The sequence below is a fragment of the Proteus sp. G2669 genome (genome assembly GCF_009915245.1).
Lineage (GTDB): Bacteria > Pseudomonadota > Gammaproteobacteria > Enterobacterales > Enterobacteriaceae > Proteus.
Window position 1 is genome coordinate 147237 of sequence record NZ_JAABLX010000055.1, and the last position, 17007, is coordinate 164243.

Genomic DNA, 17007 nt, shown 5'->3' on the forward strand with positions numbered 1-17007 from the left:
TTATTCTCGTTATCAATGATACGGAGGCACTTTATATGTTTTCAGAAGAACGGCGGCAGGAAATTTACACCATCATCAGGGAACAAAAGAAAGTTAAAGTGGCTCAGCTTGCGGAGAAATTCAGTGTCACATTGGAGACTATTCGCAGCGATTTGAAATACCTTGAAGGAGAAGGGTTGATCAAACGTTGTCATGGTGGCGCCATACTAGGGAAACAAGAAATTAAAAAAATAAGTAAATTCAGTGATAGTTTTGATATTTCATGTTTATTGCACGACTTATTAATTGTTAGAGAACGTAAAGATAGAAAACCGGAAGGTAAAGTCTGTGTTTTAGGATCGTTTGTAGTAGATATTATCGCCAATGTCGAATCTTTTCCGAAAGTTGGTGAATTAGTTAATTCAAAAAGCAATTCGATAGGTCCTGGTGGTAAAGGAACAAATCAGGCGATGGCAGCAAGTTTTTCTGATGCAAAAGTCCATTTAATAACAAAAGTTGGTGAAGATCATTTTAGTAAATATGCTTATAAATATTTACAAGAAAGTGGCATTGATTCTTTCACTATTTTTCAAACAGAAACCGAGCCAACAGGCAGTTCGATTAGTTATTTAGCTGACAAAACACAAAACAATATTACAGCAACTTATCTAGGCGCAAATAACACTTTTTCTGAACAAGAGATTGATATTTCATTGCCGTATGTCAGTGAAGCCGATGTGTTATTGCTCCAAGGCGAAATTAATATAGAAGCTAATATTAAAGCCGCCTTATTTGCTAAGTCGGTTAATAAGATCATCATACTAAATGTTGCGCCTTATAACGAAAACCTAAAACAACTTTATTTGTATCTTGATTTTATTACTTTAAATGCGAACCAAGCATCTCATTGGGCTGACTTTGAAATAAACGATATTAATGATGCAAAGCAGGCGATCAATATTATTTCCGGTGACGAAAGTAAGAAAGTGATTATTTATATGGATGAGCTTGGTGTGGTTTATTTTGATGGTCGAGCCACATTTCATATTCCACCTATGCCATCGTTACGCGTAGATACGATGGCAGCAACAGATGCGTTTAATGGCGCATTTGCATCAAAGATAGCAGCAGGAGGCACAATGCATGAGAGTGTATTATTTGCCAGTGCTTTCCTCTCTGCATTTATAGAACAAAAAGGCGTAACAGCAATGCCTGTACTTTCCCAAGTTCAGGCTCGCCTTAAATCAAGGCTTGAAGATATTCGGCCACAAATAATCTGCAATGAGAAAAGGTGCATATAATGAAAAAAACACTTCTGGCATTTACCCTATGCAGTTCCATTTTTACACTTCCGGCTTTCGCGCAATACCCTGAAAAACCGATTACTATTGTTGTTCCTTGGGCTGCAGGTGGTAATACCGATACGGTTGCACGCTTAGCAGCAAAAGGACTACAAGAAGAATTAGGCGTTACTGTTAATGTAGTCAATAAAACTGGCGGCAGTGGTGTTGTAGGTCATGATGCCATTAAAAATGCAAAACCTGATGGCTACACATTAGGAATTGCAACAGTTGAAATTACCATGATGCATCATCAGGGAATGACGAATTTAACATATCAAGATTACACACCGATTACACGTCTTGCCGTTATTTATGGTGGATTGCAAGTTGGAAAATCTTCGCCATTTAAAAATGCACAGGAAATTATTGATTATGCGAAAGCAAATCCAGGTAAATTAAAAGCATCAGGCAGTGGCTTAAATTCAATTTGGCATCTGAATACTATTGGTATGTTGCGTGCAGCTGGATTACCAGATAATGCTATTCGCTTTATTCCTTCTCAAGGTGCGAGTGCGGCGTTACAAGAATTAGCATCAGGGGGTGTTGATATAGTGACATCTTCATTAGGTGAAGCCGATAGTATGGTAAAAGCGGGATTAGTAAAACATATGGCCATTATGTCCAATGAAAAGTCGGCTTTCTACCCAGATGTACCCTTATTCAAAGAAGCTACAGCTTATAATTGGGATCTGCAAGCGTGGAATATGTTAGTTGCCCCTAAAGGTCTTGATAAAGAAGTACAAGATAAACTTACCGCAGCCATGAAAAAAGTATATGCCTCTGGTGAATTAGCCGAATTTGCAAATAAACAAGGCTTTGAAGTTATCGAGTTATATGGCGATGATGCCACTCAATTTATGGCCAATGAAGATAAAAAGTTTGGCGAAATTATAAAGAAATAACTGAGGGAACGGCTGAGCAACAGCCGTTTTTATGCCTATGCTAAATCGTCATATTCTATCGCTCATATTTTGTTGCTTTGGTTTATTCCTTATTGTTTATAGTGCATATTCATTAGGCGATTTTAGTGAATATGGTGCTGCGTTTATGCCTTCTATTATTGGCGGTGGCATGATCCTATTTTCATTAATAGATATATTTTCACGTAAACAAGAAAGTGACATTCCATTAGTGACGTGGCATGAAATAAAATTTGTCTTATTAATTATCAGTATTATTCTTTTTTATGTGCTTGCATCTGATTATTTAGGATTTATTTTAACCGGATTAATTATTACAGCACCATTAATGATGAAATATGCAACAGTAAAATCTATATATAGTTTTATTATTTCAGCAGGAGTGGTGTTAGGTGTGTATTACTTATTTACCGCTGTACTGTTAGTACCGCTACCTCAGCTATTTTCATAAATAGAGAACAACAGTATGGATATATTAATTAGCGCACTTGCTTATATTGATTACACAACAATTCTTGTCGTTATTGGAGCCTGTTTATTTGGCTTATTTGTTGGTGCAATTCCCGGATTAACATCAACAATGGCTATTGCATTAATGGTACCGTTTACTTTTTTTCTTGAACCCATTCCTGCTTTAGCCTTAATGATCTCCGTTGGAGCATCATCTATATTTGCAGGGGATATTCCCGGAGCCTTATTAAATATTCCGGGTACACCTGCATCGGCAGCTTATACCAATGATGCACATTCCTTAGTTAAAGAAGGTAAAACAAATCGTGTATTGGGTATGTCATTAACCAGCTCTGTGATTGGTGGCGTAATTGGTACGATTATATTAGCCTCAACAGCACCAATATTAGCTGAATTTGCTTTAAAATTTAGCTCTTACGAATATATGTGGTTGTCTCTAATCGGTTTAAGTTGTGCAACTATTGTTTCCGGCTCTCATATTAGAAAAAGCTTATTAGCTCTGTTCTTTGGTATTGCATTAGCCACCATTGGTTATGATGAGTTTACAGGTCAAGCCCGCTTTACTTTCGGTGAAGTTTCTTTAATGCAAGGTGTCAGCTTTATTCCAGCAATGATAGGGCTATTTGCTATTTCTGGTGCTATCAAATATTACGTTGAACGTTGGAAAGAAAAGCAAATTACACTAACAGAAGTGAATGTGGAAAATAACTCTTACAATATCTTTAAAGGTGTGGGGGGTGTTGTTCGTCAACGTAAGGGCGGTATTTTCCGTAGCGGAATAATAGGAACATTAATTGGTGCTTTACCTGGTGCTGGAGCCGATATTGCCGCGTGGATCTCTTATGCTGTTTCAAAGAAACTCTCTAAAAAACCAGAGAAATATGGTCATGGCTCTGAGGAAGGTATTGTTGATGCTTCAGCGAGTAATAATGCAAGCTTAGCCGGAAGTTGGATCCCATCTCTAGTCTTTGGTATTCCCGGTGATTCTGCGGCTGCAATTATTATCGGTGTACTATATATGAAAGATATGCAACCGGGACCAACGTTATTCTTATTTAACCCCGATAAATTGTATGCTGTCTTTATTATCTTTTTTATTGCTAATCTTATTTTACTTCCGATTGCTTTTATTGTTGTCAATTTGTTGAAAAAAATTGTTGCTATCGATAATGCGATTATTTACCCAGCAATCATTCTATTTAGTATCGTTGGCTCATATGCAATCACAAATACGATGTCTTCTATTGTGGTTATGTTAGTTATGGGTGTTATTGGCTATTTCCTTCAAGAACGAAAATTCCCAATCTCACCAATTATTTTAGGCATGATATTAGGGCCTATGTTAGAAAAGAATTTACTCTCCTCATTAATGAAATCTGATGGTGATTTTATTAATTTTGTTAATAGACCTATTTCGATGGTATTAGCCAGTGCATTTTTTCTCATTGTTATTATGCAAATTAGAGGTGCATTGAAAGCTAAATAACGCATCTCGTTTTTATACCAAATAAATTAAATATAAAGATACTTTTTAAGTATCAGGGAAAGCTCATTTTAAATAAACAAAATAACGTTTTTTAAGATGTTAGAAATCAGCAGATAAATAAAAATATCGGGTGATCGAATGAAAAAAATATTAAATAAGCCAGAAAATTATGTCGATGAAACATTAGCCGGTTTATGTCTTGCACATAGCCATATTTATCGTCAACCACAGCCAAGATTGATTGCTCGTTCAAAAAAAGCAGATAAGCCGAAAGTGGGTATTGTAACAGGCGGAGGCTCTGGCCATTTGCCAGTATTCACAGGATATGTCGGTAAAGGTTTATTAGATGCAGCTGCTGTGGGAGATGTTTTTGCTTCACCTTCAGCGGATTTAATGGCCGATACTATTCGTGAAGCAAATAGCGGCTTAGGCGTATTGCTACTTTATGGCAATTACGGTGGCGATGTAATGAATTTTGATATGGCAACTGAAACGGTTGATTTTGAAGATAATATTCGTTGCACAACGGTATTAGCTGCGGATGATGTTGCTTCAGCAAAGCCTGAAGAGGCGCATAAACGCCGTGGTGTAGCTGGGATGGTTTATGGTTTTAAAATGGCGGGCGCCAAAGCAGAAGAAGGGGCTTCACTTGATGAAGTAACACGTATTGCTCAAAAAACCATGGAAAATACCCGAACGATTGGTTGTGCGTTAACATCTTGTACCTTACCAGCGGTAGGACATCCTACCTTTGAAATTGGTGAGGATGAAATGGAAATGGGCATGGGAATTCACGGTGAACCGGGAATTTGGCGTGATAAGTTACGCAGCGCTGATGAAATTGCCCAAGAAATGTTCGATCGTCTGCAAGCTGAATTATCATTCAAAGCAAATGATAAGGTTTCAGTGTTAGTCAATTCATTAGGCGCAACACCTCTTGAAGAGCTCTACATTCTATATAACAAAGTTGCACAGCTTATTGAAAAAACAGGTGCTACGATTATTCATCCATTAGTCGGCCGTTATGCTACATCAATGGAAATGACGGGGGTAAGTTTAACGTTGTGTAAATTAGATGATGAACTCGAAGCTTTAATGAATGCACCGGCTTATTGTGCATTTTGGAGAGTCTAGCGATGAATATCACTCTTGATATGCTAAAACAAGGCGTTGCACGTATTGCTACTGCTTGTGAGCAATCACAGTCAATGTTGTGTGAAGCTGATAGTCGTTTAGGTGATGGTGATTTAGGGATCACCATGCAAAAAGGGTGGCGGCAAATTGCAGATGATGCACAAGATTGGCCTGACGATTTAAGTAAATCACTTTTTCAATGCAGTAAATCACTACAAAAAGCCTGCGCTTCTTCTTTTGGTACGTTGCAAGCGACTGCTTTTATGGCAATGGCGAAATATTGCAAAGAAAATCAACTGCAAGAAATAGCCCCCGCCGATATTTCACCACTTTTAACTGTTGCGTATCAAAGCATGATGGCGAGAGGAAAAGGGGAGTTAGGGCAAAAATCGGTACTTGATATTATTTACCAATTATCTGAAGCGCTAAAACCTGTTTTATCTCTATCGGAATTAAAAGCAGCAGCCTTATTCAGTATTGATAATACGCTTACTGAATTTCGTCAAAAACCTAATTTATTAGGTCGAGCGCGTATGTTTCCAGAAAAATCTATTGGTTTAGATGATCCTGGCATGTTGGCAATTAAAGTTATTGTTGAAGCAATCTGATTTAATAAAGGTCTTAATATGAAAAAATTATTTGGCGTTACAGTGGCAATGGTTACTCCGTTTGATTCGAACGATCAAGTGGATATTAATGCGTTATCTACATTAACAGACATGTTAGTCACTCAAGGTGTTGATTGCCTCTATCCTTGTGGCACTACGGGAGAGATGCTACGTTTATCAGCTTCAGAGCGTAAAAGTGTTGCAAAAACTGTTGTCGAAACAGCCAATAAACGCTTACCCGTTTTTATTCATGTTGGCGCAATGACATTAACCGAAACCATTGAATTAGCGAAACATGCCGTTGAAATTGGCGCTGATGGTATTGGTGTGGTGACACCACAATTTTTTGGTGCGACAGACAGAGAATTAGAAAATTATTTTGTGACGGTGGCAAACAGTGTGCCGGATAATTTCCCTGTTTATCTGTATAACATACCACAATGTGCGGCAAATAATATCAAGCCTGAATTAGCGGCAAAAGTACAACAACAGTGTAAAAATGTGATTGGGATTAAATACAGTTTTGCTGATAACAATACAACATTAAGTTACCTTGCTGTAGCTGATAATTTTTCAGTGCTTCATGGCTACGATAAATTATTCCTAGGCCTACTAGATGCAGGTTGTGATGGTACTGTTTCAGGTTGTGCTTGTGTATTCCCTGAACCATTTGTGAATATGTATAAAGCCTATATTGCAGGTGATCATCAAGAAGCAAAACACTGGCAACAATTTTGTGTGAAATTTAGTGATGCACTCAAATCAGGTGCAAATATGGCAATATTTAAATCAGCATTAACCATGCGTGGTTTAGATGGCGGTCATATGCGTTTACCACAACTCGATTTATTACCTGAAGAAAATCAACAATTAAAAGAGAGTTTAACGCAATTGTGTAAAGAAGCAGGGATCACTTTTTCACTTAATTAAAAGAGACTAAGCAAAAAACATCTTCGTTATCTTAATTGAGTGGCAATATATTGATGATTTTAAGCAGTATGAAAAATAATCCATACTGCTTTTTTTTAATTGTTAATAACATCTTTTTATTGTGCTAAAAAACGACCATATTGTGCGATATCGACATTACCACCGCTGATAATAATTCCGATTTTCTTACCTTTTAATTTATCACTAAATTGACGAGCTGCCGCTAAACTTAAACATCCCGTTGGCTCTACAATTATTTTCATTCGCTGGGCATAAAACTGCATGGTGGAAATTAACTCTTCATCTGTTGCAGTTAAAATATCATCCACATTGTTACGAATAATCTCAAAAGTATAATTACCAAGATGTTGTGTTTGCGCACCATCTGCAATTGTTTTCGGAGTATCAATATGAATGATTTCGCCTTTGCGTAATGATTGTTGTCCGTCATTTCCTGCTAAAGGTTCAACACCAAATATTTTACAATCTGGTGAGAGGGCTTTGGTTGATAATAAAGAGCCAGAAAGTAAACCACCACCACCTAATGGAACAAATAGCATATCTAATTCACCAACTTCATCAAACAGCTCTTTTGCTACAGTACCTTGCCCTGCAATAATATGAGGATGATCATAAGGTGGAATTAACGTTAATCCTTCTTTTTGTGCTAGTTGTTGGCCAATTTCTTCACGATTTTCTGTATAACGGTTATAGGTGATCACACGACCACCATAGCCTTTTGTCGCTTCCATTTTAGCCTTTGGCGCATCTTCTGGCATGATAATTGTTGCAGGAATACCTAATAATTTTGCTGATAAAGCAATAGCTTGTGCATGGTTACCTGATGAGAAAGTCACGACACCCATTTTACGTTGCTGTGTGGTAAATTGTGATAACGCATTTATTGCCCCCCGAAATTTAAATGCGCCCATACGCTGAAAGTTTTCACATTTAAAATAAAACTGCGCCCCGGTTAGCGCATTAATAGTACGAGAAGTTAAAATAGGTGTTTTATTAAGATAAGGCAAAATGCGTTGATGGGCCTGTGCAACATCTTTATAGGTAGGAATAGGTAGCTTATTCATAAGATTACTCCTTGATCACCACGGCTTCAATTTCAATTTTGCTTCCAAAATGTAATTCTTTTACGCCAGCGACTAATCTTGCGGGTCTATGTTCGCCAATCCATTTTGCATATAGCTCATTAACAACGGGCCATTCATTAATATCAGTCACATAGACTTTTACTTGAGCAATATCGGTTTTCTTTGCATTTATTCCGAGAAGACAGGCATTTAAATTTTCAAGAACTTGTGTGATTTGAACTTCAACTGGCTTGTTTGCCAATGGATTTCCTTGTTTATCTAAAGGCAATAGTCCAGAAATAAATGACATATTATTTGCAGTAACAACATGAGAGTAATGCCCACCAGGTGAGGCAAGGGTTTCAATATTTTGTAGTGTAAGATGTGATGCCATGGTATTTTCCTATTTCACTTAAGTTAGATAAAATGTATACTTATTTATACATAATGTCTAATGTTAGATCAATAGTTCATTTACTTATTTGCCAATAAATTTTTTTTATAAAAAAATCAAAGAACGGTTATGATCTTGTCATTGTTTTAATGTTAAATAATTGACTTTTTGAATGATATCTTCAAAAGAGATTGGTTTGATTTTATCATTATAAAACAATGTATTATAAACACTTTTTGCCAAATCGTTATACAGATCTCCTTTTATTTTTGAATACTCGATATTTATCATCATATTATTATCATTAGAAATATTACTAATGGTATTAGTATTTTCTTGAGAATTGTTTTCTATTTTTAATAATTCATTATTAAGAGTTTTAATAGCTAAATTATTTCTTAATATATCATCTATCTTTAGTGATGATATTTTCTCCATTACTTGAGTATCACGTAATAGTGATTGAATAATGGAACTTTGGGCACATTTACTATTTATTTCAATGTGATATTCCTTGCTCAATTCATCGAATATTTTTTTTCGATTTTCATCTGTTAAACGTGTACCTTTTTTAGAAAAAATATGATCAATCTCTCTATTAATTATGGCCGATATAAGCGTAACTCTTTCTTCTTGTTCCCATTTTTCTATCATCTGTTCTAGTGTCAGCTTCTTAGTTATTGGCGAGTCTAAATCTTTTACCGTGCTTTCTAGCATCATAATTGCGAGTCTTTGACTTACATCTTTAAGATTAATATCTATCTGTTTTTCTTTGTATTTCAATGTGGCAAATGTATTTTTCGCATCATTAATATTTTTTAACAACGCTTGATAGTTTGAGATTTCATCAATCTTTACTGATTTTTTCTGATCTATCTTATAAGATATTCTGCATTTATTTCCAAATAAAACATTGATCATTTCATTATCCTAAATATATAAAAATAATACTTTATTATATTATTAGACTAATAAGTAAATACGTCTTTTATAAAATGCACGATTATATTTATTTTTAATTTAAAGATAAAAAAAGAATGAAATATGTAAGCTGTAAAAAGATAATGTAAACAAAAAATAAAAAGAGGTGAAAAAATCACCTCTTAATTATTTGAGTATAGAAGCTTTAGTATGAGCACCGCGTTATTTTCCACGCTGTATAAATCGCTATTAATGGTGCGAATGCTAAAAATAAGAAAAGGGCAGATGCAGAAGAAGAAAGTCCTTCCGGTGTACCGCTATTAAAGCCATTTAAGTTAACTATCATACCAGCAAGAGCAGAACCGAGTGCAGTTGCAAATAACTGTACCGTGGTAATCGAAGCACCTGCAATATCTTTATCTTGTTCTGATGCGGCTTGTAATATTCGTGTTAATAGGTGTGGCCAACCAAAACCAATACCATATCCCACTAAGAATAAAGCGAATAATATAATAGAAAGACTAACCGCATTTTCCGATTGCAGCAATGGATTTGGAATAACGAAAGCTAACGCTAATAAACCAGCAAAAACAATAATAGGACCACTTAAAATACTAAAACGCATTTTAGCGCCTTGCCAACTTGCACTAATCACTTCAGCAACTGTCCAACCTAACGCCATTAATGCACTCATATAACCAGAAGCTAAAGGTGTTTGCATATGCAAGCTTTGTAGATAGTAAGGGACAAAGATCTCACATGTCATGCCAATCGCTAATAACGAGATAGTCAGATATAAAAGGGCATGTAAAGAAAGACCTTTAAAAGTATTTGACGGTAATAATCGAACAGAAAGGCGTTTCTCACAAAAAATAAGTATACCAATTAAACCAAATACCACCACGATACTGAGTAAGTTGATGATGAGTGAAGAAGAAAGGCTACCTGATGAAATAAGCAAAACTGCCGCTGTTAAAATTATTAGCTGAAGATAAGGTAAACTTTGTGATGATGATTTTGGAGCCTCGTTATCATTCTTTGGTAAGATAAACCACAGGTAAATACCATAAAAAAGCATGATAGGTAACATAATACCAAAGGCATAACGCCAAGCATCTAATTGAGCAAAAATTCCACCAATAGCAGGGCCAATTAATGTAGCAACCCCCCACATTCCTGAAATTAATGCCATTGCTCTTGGCCATAATGCTTGATCATAAACGATATTCACCATGGCGTAGGAAAGTGCAAATAAAAGCCCACCACCAAGGCCTTGAACAAATCGACCAATTAGCATGACTTCCATTTTAGGTGCTATTGTACACAATAAACTACCAATAAAAAAAAGTACCGTTGCTATCAAATAGGCACCTTTGGCACCTAATAAACTTAATAAGCGTGCAGATAATACCGAACCAATAATAGAGGCCGCAACAAATAGCGTGGTGTTCCATGCATATAATCCCATTCCGCCAATATCGGTTACAACTGAGGGTAAAATCGTGGTTGCCATTAAAATATTAATTGCGTGGATCACGACACCAAAGGAAAGTGCAAATGAAATTGCCCCATTTTTCCCTGAGAAAAGATCACGCCATTGGCTATTGTTATCTGGGATCATTAGAAAAAATATCCTTCTTTTATTGCTATTACGACATAGCTTCGTTAAATTACCAAGGTAAAACTTGGATTAATAAATACTGAGACGTCTAATATGTCAAGAAAAAACTTGGAATATAATTATCCTGCTCAACGTAGTGTTGGCGATAAAATTCTGTTTTTAATTAAAAAACATGGGCCAATGCAAGCAAATGATGTTGGTCAACGTCTTGGTACAAGTAGCGAAGCGGCAAGGCAACAATTTGTAAAGCTTGCCAGCGCAGGATTGGTTGAAGCAATAACTGAGCCAAGAGGGGTTGGACGACCTATTCAATATTGGCACTTAACAGAATTAGGGCAAAAGCAATTTCCAGATACTCATGCTGAATTAACAGCACAAATTCTGATGACTATTCGTGAAGAATTGGGTGAAGATGCGATTGATAAAATTATTCTTGCACGAAAAAAACAGAGCTATGAACGCTACACTCAAGCAATAAGAGAAGCTGATGAACTAACAGAACGCTTAGATATTTTAGCTTCTCTGCGTAGTCAAGAAGGCTATATGGCGCACTGGGAACAAGTAAAAGATAACGAATACCTGTTTATTGAAGATCATTGCCCAATATGTGCCGCAGCTAAAGTTTGCCAAGGTTTTTGTAATACAGAAAAAGAGTTATTTTCTGAAACACTAGGGGTAGAACTACAACGTGTTGAATATATCTTAGAAGGTGCAAGACGTTGTGCTTACCACATTAAAATCTAATCTTATTCATGCTTGAACAATAAAAGCAAAACCGCGCAATAAAGCGCGGTTACGTTCTGTCCTTAGAAAATAAGTTTATTTTTTACAAGGTAATTGCAGAAGCTTTCCAAATTCGTTGCATATACTCTGTTACCGCACGATCTGCAGAAAAATAACCCATTTGGCAGATATTTAATGCAGATTTTTTCAACCAAGCATCTCCATCTTGATAGAGAACATCAACACTATCTTGAGTATCCACATAGCTACGATAATCGGCTAATACCTGATAATGATCGCCAAACTCAATTAAACTATCGAAAATTGATTTATATCTATCAGGAGAAGTTGGATTAAAGAAGCCATTAGCGATTTGATTGAGCACTGTATGTAGCTCAACATCTTCATCATAATAGCGACGTGGCGAATAACGCTGTCTTAACTCAGCAACTTCTTGTGCGTTATGACCAAAGATAAACATATTTTCAAAACCAACATGCTCACCAATTTCAATATTAGCACCATCCAGAGTTCCGATAGTTAGCGCACCATTTAACGCAAATTTCATATTACCTGTACCAGAAGCTTCTGTGCCAGCTAAAGATATTTGTTCAGATAAATCCGCAGCAGGAATAATATGTTGCGCTAAGCTCACGCCGTAATTAGGAATGAAGATCACTTTTAGTTTATCTTTAATACGCTCGTCATTATTAATCTTCACCGCAATATCGTTGATAAGATTAATAATTTTTTTCGCATTATAATAAGCTGACGCAGCTTTACCTCCAAAAATAAATACGCGAGGCACCCAGTTTTTCTCTGGATTTTCTAGAATACGATTATAACGAGTGATAATACCTAACACATTGAGAAGTTGACGTTTATATTCATGAATACGTTTAATTTGCACATCAAATAACGCATCAGGATTAATGGTAATATTCAAATCTTGCTGAATAATGTTAGCCAAGTTTTGTTTATTCAGTCGCTTTGAGTCTTTTAATTGGTGTAAGAAATCTTTGTCTTTCACCAGTGGCATTAATTCACCTAATTGCTCTAAATTGGTTCGCCAGTTGGTACCAATCTGGTTATCAATGACTTGAGAAAGAGAAGGGTTAGCTAATGCCAGCCAGCGACGGGGGGTAATACCATTGGTAATATTGCAGAATTTCTTAGGATAGATCATCGCAAAATCAGCAAATAAGGATTGCACCATTAATTGGCTATGAAGTTCAGAAACTCCATTAACTTGCTGACTAATAATTACCGCAAGCCAAGCCATACGGACATTACGACCATTTTCTTCATCAATAATAGAAACACGACGTAATAAGTCGTTATCATTAGGATATTGTTCTCTAACTTGCTTTAAGAATTTATCATTGATTTGGAAAATAATTTGTAAATGGCGAGGAAGTGCGCGTCCTATCATATCAACAGGCCATGTTTCTAATGCTTCACCCATTAACGTATGATTGGTATATGAAAATATGCAGATTGTTTGCTTCCATGCTTCATCCCAACTAAATCCATGCTTATCAATAAGTTGGCGCATTAATTCAGGAATAGCGAGAACAGGGTGAGTGTCGTTAAGGTGAATGGCAATAAAATCTTTTAAATTATCAAAGCGTTGATGAAGATGATAATGACGTTGCAAAATATCTTGAATAGAGGCGCTGACTAAAAAATATTCTTGCTGCAAACGCAACATCTTACCTGACATAGTTGAGTCATCTGGGTAAAGAATACGAGAGATATTTTCAGAGCGATCTTTGGCTTCTGTAGCTTCAAGGTATTCACCTTTATTGAATTTACCTAAATTAAACGCACCATTTGCTTTAGCAGACCATAACCTAATGGTATCTGTTGCTTGTGTGTTATAACCAGGAACAATAGAGTCATTAGGTTGAGCCAGCACATTCAAGGTATCAACCCAATAACTTTTATCACCTTCTTGTTGTAAACGCCCGCCAAAATCCACTTCAAATTGCACATCATGACGAGGGAATTCCCAAGGATTACCTTTCTCAAGCCAGTTATCCGCAACTTCATGCTGTTCACCATTTTGAATTTGCTGACGGAACATACCGTATTCATAGCGAATACCATAGCCTGTCACCGGATAACCTAATGTGGCACAAGAATCAAGAAAACACGCCGCTAAACGACCTAAACCGCCGTTACCTAAACCTGGGTCTGGCTCAAGTTCGATTTGCTTTTCAAGATCAAGTCCTAATTCTTTTAATGCTTCTTTAACTTCGTTATAAACCCCTAAAGAAAGCATAGCGTTCGTTAAAAAACGTCCCATAAGAAATTCCATCGAAATGTAGTAAACCTGTTTTACTTTCGGTGAAAGTTCAGCTTTGGTTGATTTCAACCAACGTTCAACTAAACGGTCTCGTATCGCGTAGGAAGTTGCATTTAACCAATCTGTTGGTGTGGCGTATTTAGGGGAAGTACCAACAATAAACATCAGTTTATAAACAATAGAACGCTTTAACGATTCAACATCCTTATCTGGTGATAAATAATCAAATTCACATAACTTTTTCATTATAAATCTCTTTTGGTGATCCACAGGTCAAATAGACATCATGTCTATAAACGGTGATACAGCGCTGCATAGGTCTTAGCCGCTGTTTCCCAACTAAAAATAGTTTGGCTCATGGCATCTGTTTGAACTTGTTGCCACTGTTTTGGCATACCCCACAAGGTAAAGGCTCGATTGATAGCAAGACGCAAATCATCAGGTGTTGCTTCATGGAAAACAAAACCTGTGGCTTGATGATGGGCTAGATTTTCTAATGAACAATCATTCACCGTATCAGCTAATCCACCGGTGTGTCTCACTAAAGGAAGTGCGCCATATTTCAAGCCATATAGCTGAGTTAACCCACAAGGTTCAAAACGACTAGGCACCATAATCACATCAGCACCCGCGATAACTTGGTGTGAAAAACTTTCGTCATAACCAATATGAGTAGCAACATGTTGAGGGTATTGTTGTTGAGCATGTAAAAATGCGGATTCAAGATGGCTATCACCTGTGCCTAACAACACAAATTGACCACCTTGATCAACAATATCAGGTAATACGTCAATCACTAAATCAAGCCCTTTTTGTGATGTTAAACGGCTCACAACAGCAAAAAGAGGGGCATTATTATTAACAGGTAAACCGCATTTTTTCTGTAATGCTGTTTTATTTTCTAGGCGTTTATTGAGGTTTTTTATATCATAGCGACGTGTAATTAAGTTATCCGTTGCAGGCTCCCAAATCGCCTCATCTATACCATTTAATATGCCACTTAATCGCTGTTCATCGGTACGTTGACGCAATAAACCTTCAAGTCCATAACCAAATTCAGGGCGCGTTATCTCTTTGGCATATGTTGGGCTAACCGTCGTAATATGATTTGCATAAAATAAGCCCGCTTTTAAGAATGAAATCTGTCCATAATATTCCAACCCATTAATTGAAAAACTGTAATCAGGTAATTCAAGTTGATGAAGATGATAAGGTGAAAACTCGCCTTTATAAGCGAGGTTATGAACTGTAAAAACCGATTTTGCAGGATAGTGTTTTACAGCCAAATAAGCGCAAGCTAACCCCGCATGCCAGTCGTGAGCATGAACAATATCAGCACGCCATAAAGGATCTAATCCTGCGGATAATTCACTGGCAACCCAACCTAATAGGGCAAAACGAAAAACATTATCACTATAAGCATGTTGATATTCATCGTGATAAGGGCTGCCTGCTCGTTGATAAAGATGAGGTGCATCAATAAGATAAATATCAATACCTTGGTATTGACCATAAAGCAAAGAAATATGACCTGCAAAGGTATCAACATCAGTGACTAATTTGAGATCAACAATATTATCTTTAATCGCAGGAAACGCGGGTATAACAACCCGCGCATCTAAGCCTATTTTTTTCTGAGCTAGGGGCAAAGAGCCCATAACATCAGCTAATCCCCCTGTTTTTAGCAGAGGAAATAACTCAGAACAACAGTGAAGCACATTCACGAAAATGCCTCCTCATTTTGAGGTTTCTGTTCTTCGTTTTTCTCAATTGGGTTTTCTTTTTTTTGATGTGCTAATTGTTCAAGCATTTCTCTTGTCACTAGCACAATACCTTCTTCAGTACGATGAAAACGAGCCGCATCATCTTCTGCATTCATACCAATGACTGTCCCTTCGGGGATAGTACAACTACGCTCGATGATACAACGTTTTAAGTAGCAGTGATGACTCACGGTAACATCTGGTAAAATGACAGAATCTTCAATGTGGCAGAAAGATTCAACACGAACCAATGGGAATAAAATAGAAGAATAGAGAGTTGAGCCATTGATAATACAGCCATCTGCAATCAAAGAGTTCATCATTTGCCCATGCTCACCATGATTATCTTGTACAAATTTTGCAGGTGGTAGCGGGGTCATAAAGGTGCGAATTGGCCAATCTTTGGCATACATATCAAGCTCAGGTGTCACTGAGGCTAAATCAAGGTTTGCAGACCAATACGCTTCAATGGTTCCTACATCACGCCAATAAGGTGCTACAGACGGATCAGAACTAACGCAAGAGAGTTCAAATGGGTGAGCTAACACATCACCACGTTCAGTGATTTTAGGAATAATATCTTGGCCAAAATCATGATGTGAATCAGGATCACGGCTATCTTCTTCCAGTAAATCAAATAGATAATCTCTATCAACCACATAAATCCCCATGCTCGCTAATGAATGCTCTGGATCATCAGGAATACACGGTGGATTTGATGGTTTTTCTAGGAAATTTAGTACTCGACGATTTTCATCGATGTCCATAATACCAAACTGAAATGCATCTTCTTTAGGAACTCGAATACAGGCAACGGTAAATTTTGATTTATTTTCAACGTGATCAAGTAATAAACGCGCATAGTTCATTTTATAAATATGATCACCCGCTAAAATCACCACATATTTAGCTTTGTAGCTACGAAGAATATCAAGGTTTTGATATATCGCATCAGCCGTACCCATATACCAATGTTCGGTATTACGACGTTGTTGAGCTGGTAATAAGTCAACAAATTCATTCATGTCTTCGTTAAAAAATGACCAACCGCGTTGAATATGTTGAACGAGGGAGTGCGATTGATACTGGGTTATTACACCAATACGACGGATCCCTGAGTTAAGACAGTTTGATAGCGTAAAGTCGATAATTCGAAATTTCCCACCAAAGAAAACCGCCGGTTTTGCACGTTTCGCTGTCAATGCTTTCAAGCGTGTGCCACGACCTCCAGCTAAAACGAGCGCAATCGCCTCTTTAGGAAGTTGTTGTGCCAACATTAATTTTTGGCCTTGTTCTGTTGTCATCATAGTTATAGCACTCC

General features: G+C 36.9%; 15 protein-coding genes. 8 read left to right on the top strand and 7 right to left on the bottom strand.

Features of this window, described 5'->3' with window-relative positions; all coding sequences use genetic code 11:
- Positions 1 to 35: 35 nt before the first annotated feature.
- The 7 genes from GWI68_RS18140 (at position 36) to GWI68_RS18170 (ending at position 6871) form a co-directional block, all read left to right on the top strand.
- Positions 36 to 1280, top strand: coding sequence for a ribokinase (locus GWI68_RS18140; RefSeq protein ID WP_109408172.1), 1245 nt, complete (start codon positions 36 to 38; stop codon positions 1278 to 1280).
- Positions 1280 to 2224 (top strand): tripartite tricarboxylate transporter substrate binding protein, encoded by a 945-nt coding sequence (locus GWI68_RS18145; protein WP_109408173.1) that lies wholly within the window; start codon positions 1280 to 1282, stop codon positions 2222 to 2224. The genes GWI68_RS18140 and GWI68_RS18145 overlap by 1 nt, the downstream gene beginning before the upstream one ends.
- A 31-nt stretch (positions 2225 to 2255) precedes the next feature.
- A complete protein-coding gene (locus GWI68_RS18150) occupies positions 2256 to 2693 on the top strand; it encodes a tripartite tricarboxylate transporter TctB family protein (protein WP_166541183.1) in 438 nt (145 codons plus the stop codon).
- Between the two features lie 15 nt (positions 2694 to 2708).
- Positions 2709 to 4199, top strand: coding sequence for a tripartite tricarboxylate transporter permease (locus GWI68_RS18155; RefSeq protein WP_109408175.1), 1491 nt, complete (start codon positions 2709 to 2711; stop codon positions 4197 to 4199).
- Positions 4200 to 4337: 138 nt separating this feature from the next.
- Positions 4338 to 5333, top strand: coding sequence for a dihydroxyacetone kinase subunit DhaK (locus GWI68_RS18160; protein WP_109408176.1), 996 nt, complete (start codon positions 4338 to 4340; stop codon positions 5331 to 5333).
- 2 nt (positions 5334 to 5335) lie between these two features.
- Complete coding sequence (locus tag GWI68_RS18165) at positions 5336 to 5941, top strand: dihydroxyacetone kinase subunit L (protein ID WP_166541184.1); 606 nt, start codon at positions 5336 to 5338, stop codon at positions 5939 to 5941.
- Positions 5942 to 5959: 18 nt separating this feature from the next.
- A complete protein-coding gene (locus GWI68_RS18170) occupies positions 5960 to 6871 on the top strand; it encodes a dihydrodipicolinate synthase family protein (protein WP_166541185.1) in 912 nt (303 codons plus the stop codon).
- Between the two features lie 116 nt (positions 6872 to 6987).
- Here GWI68_RS18170 and GWI68_RS18175 read toward each other — a convergent pair whose 3' ends face one another.
- The 4 genes from GWI68_RS18175 to GWI68_RS18190 form a co-directional block, all read right to left on the bottom strand.
- Complete coding sequence (locus tag GWI68_RS18175) at positions 6988 to 7956, bottom strand: threo-3-hydroxy-L-aspartate ammonia-lyase (RefSeq protein ID WP_166541186.1); 969 nt, start codon at positions 7954 to 7956, stop codon at positions 6988 to 6990.
- A 4-nt stretch (positions 7957 to 7960) separates the two neighbouring features.
- Positions 7961 to 8350, bottom strand: coding sequence for a RidA family protein (locus tag GWI68_RS18180; protein WP_109408180.1), 390 nt, complete (start codon positions 8348 to 8350; stop codon positions 7961 to 7963).
- Between the two features lie 138 nt (positions 8351 to 8488).
- Positions 8489 to 9271, bottom strand: a complete 783-nt coding sequence (locus tag GWI68_RS18185; protein ID WP_166541187.1) for a hypothetical protein — start codon at positions 9269 to 9271, stop codon at positions 8489 to 8491.
- Positions 9272 to 9476: 205 nt separating this feature from the next.
- On the bottom strand, positions 9477 to 10892 hold the full coding sequence (locus GWI68_RS18190; RefSeq protein ID WP_166541188.1) for an MFS transporter: 1416 nt from the start codon (positions 10890 to 10892) through the stop codon (positions 9477 to 9479).
- 93 nt (positions 10893 to 10985) lie between these two features.
- On the opposite strand from GWI68_RS18190, the gene GWI68_RS18195 reads away from it, so the two are divergent.
- Positions 10986 to 11636 carry a metalloregulator ArsR/SmtB family transcription factor gene (locus GWI68_RS18195; protein WP_166541189.1) on the top strand — a complete coding sequence of 217 codons (651 nt, stop codon included), beginning with the start codon at positions 10986 to 10988 and terminating at the stop codon, positions 11634 to 11636.
- A gap of 82 nt (positions 11637 to 11718) precedes the next feature.
- Here GWI68_RS18195 and glgP read toward each other — a convergent pair whose 3' ends face one another.
- The 3 genes from glgP to glgC are packed head-to-tail and all read right to left on the bottom strand — an operon-like array spanning position 11719 to position 16993.
- Complete coding sequence (gene glgP / locus GWI68_RS18200; RefSeq protein ID WP_166541190.1) at positions 11719 to 14169, bottom strand: glycogen/starch/alpha-glucan family phosphorylase; 2451 nt, start codon at positions 14167 to 14169, stop codon at positions 11719 to 11721.
- Between the two features lie 44 nt (positions 14170 to 14213).
- Entirely contained in the window at positions 14214 to 15647 is a 1434-nt protein-coding gene (gene glgA, locus GWI68_RS18205; RefSeq protein WP_166541191.1) for a glycogen synthase GlgA, read from the bottom strand.
- Entirely contained in the window at positions 15644 to 16993 is a 1350-nt protein-coding gene (gene glgC / locus GWI68_RS18210; protein WP_166541192.1) for a glucose-1-phosphate adenylyltransferase, read from the bottom strand. Before glgC ends, glgA begins: the two co-directional genes overlap by 4 nt.
- Positions 16994 to 17007: the final 14 nt, after the last annotated feature.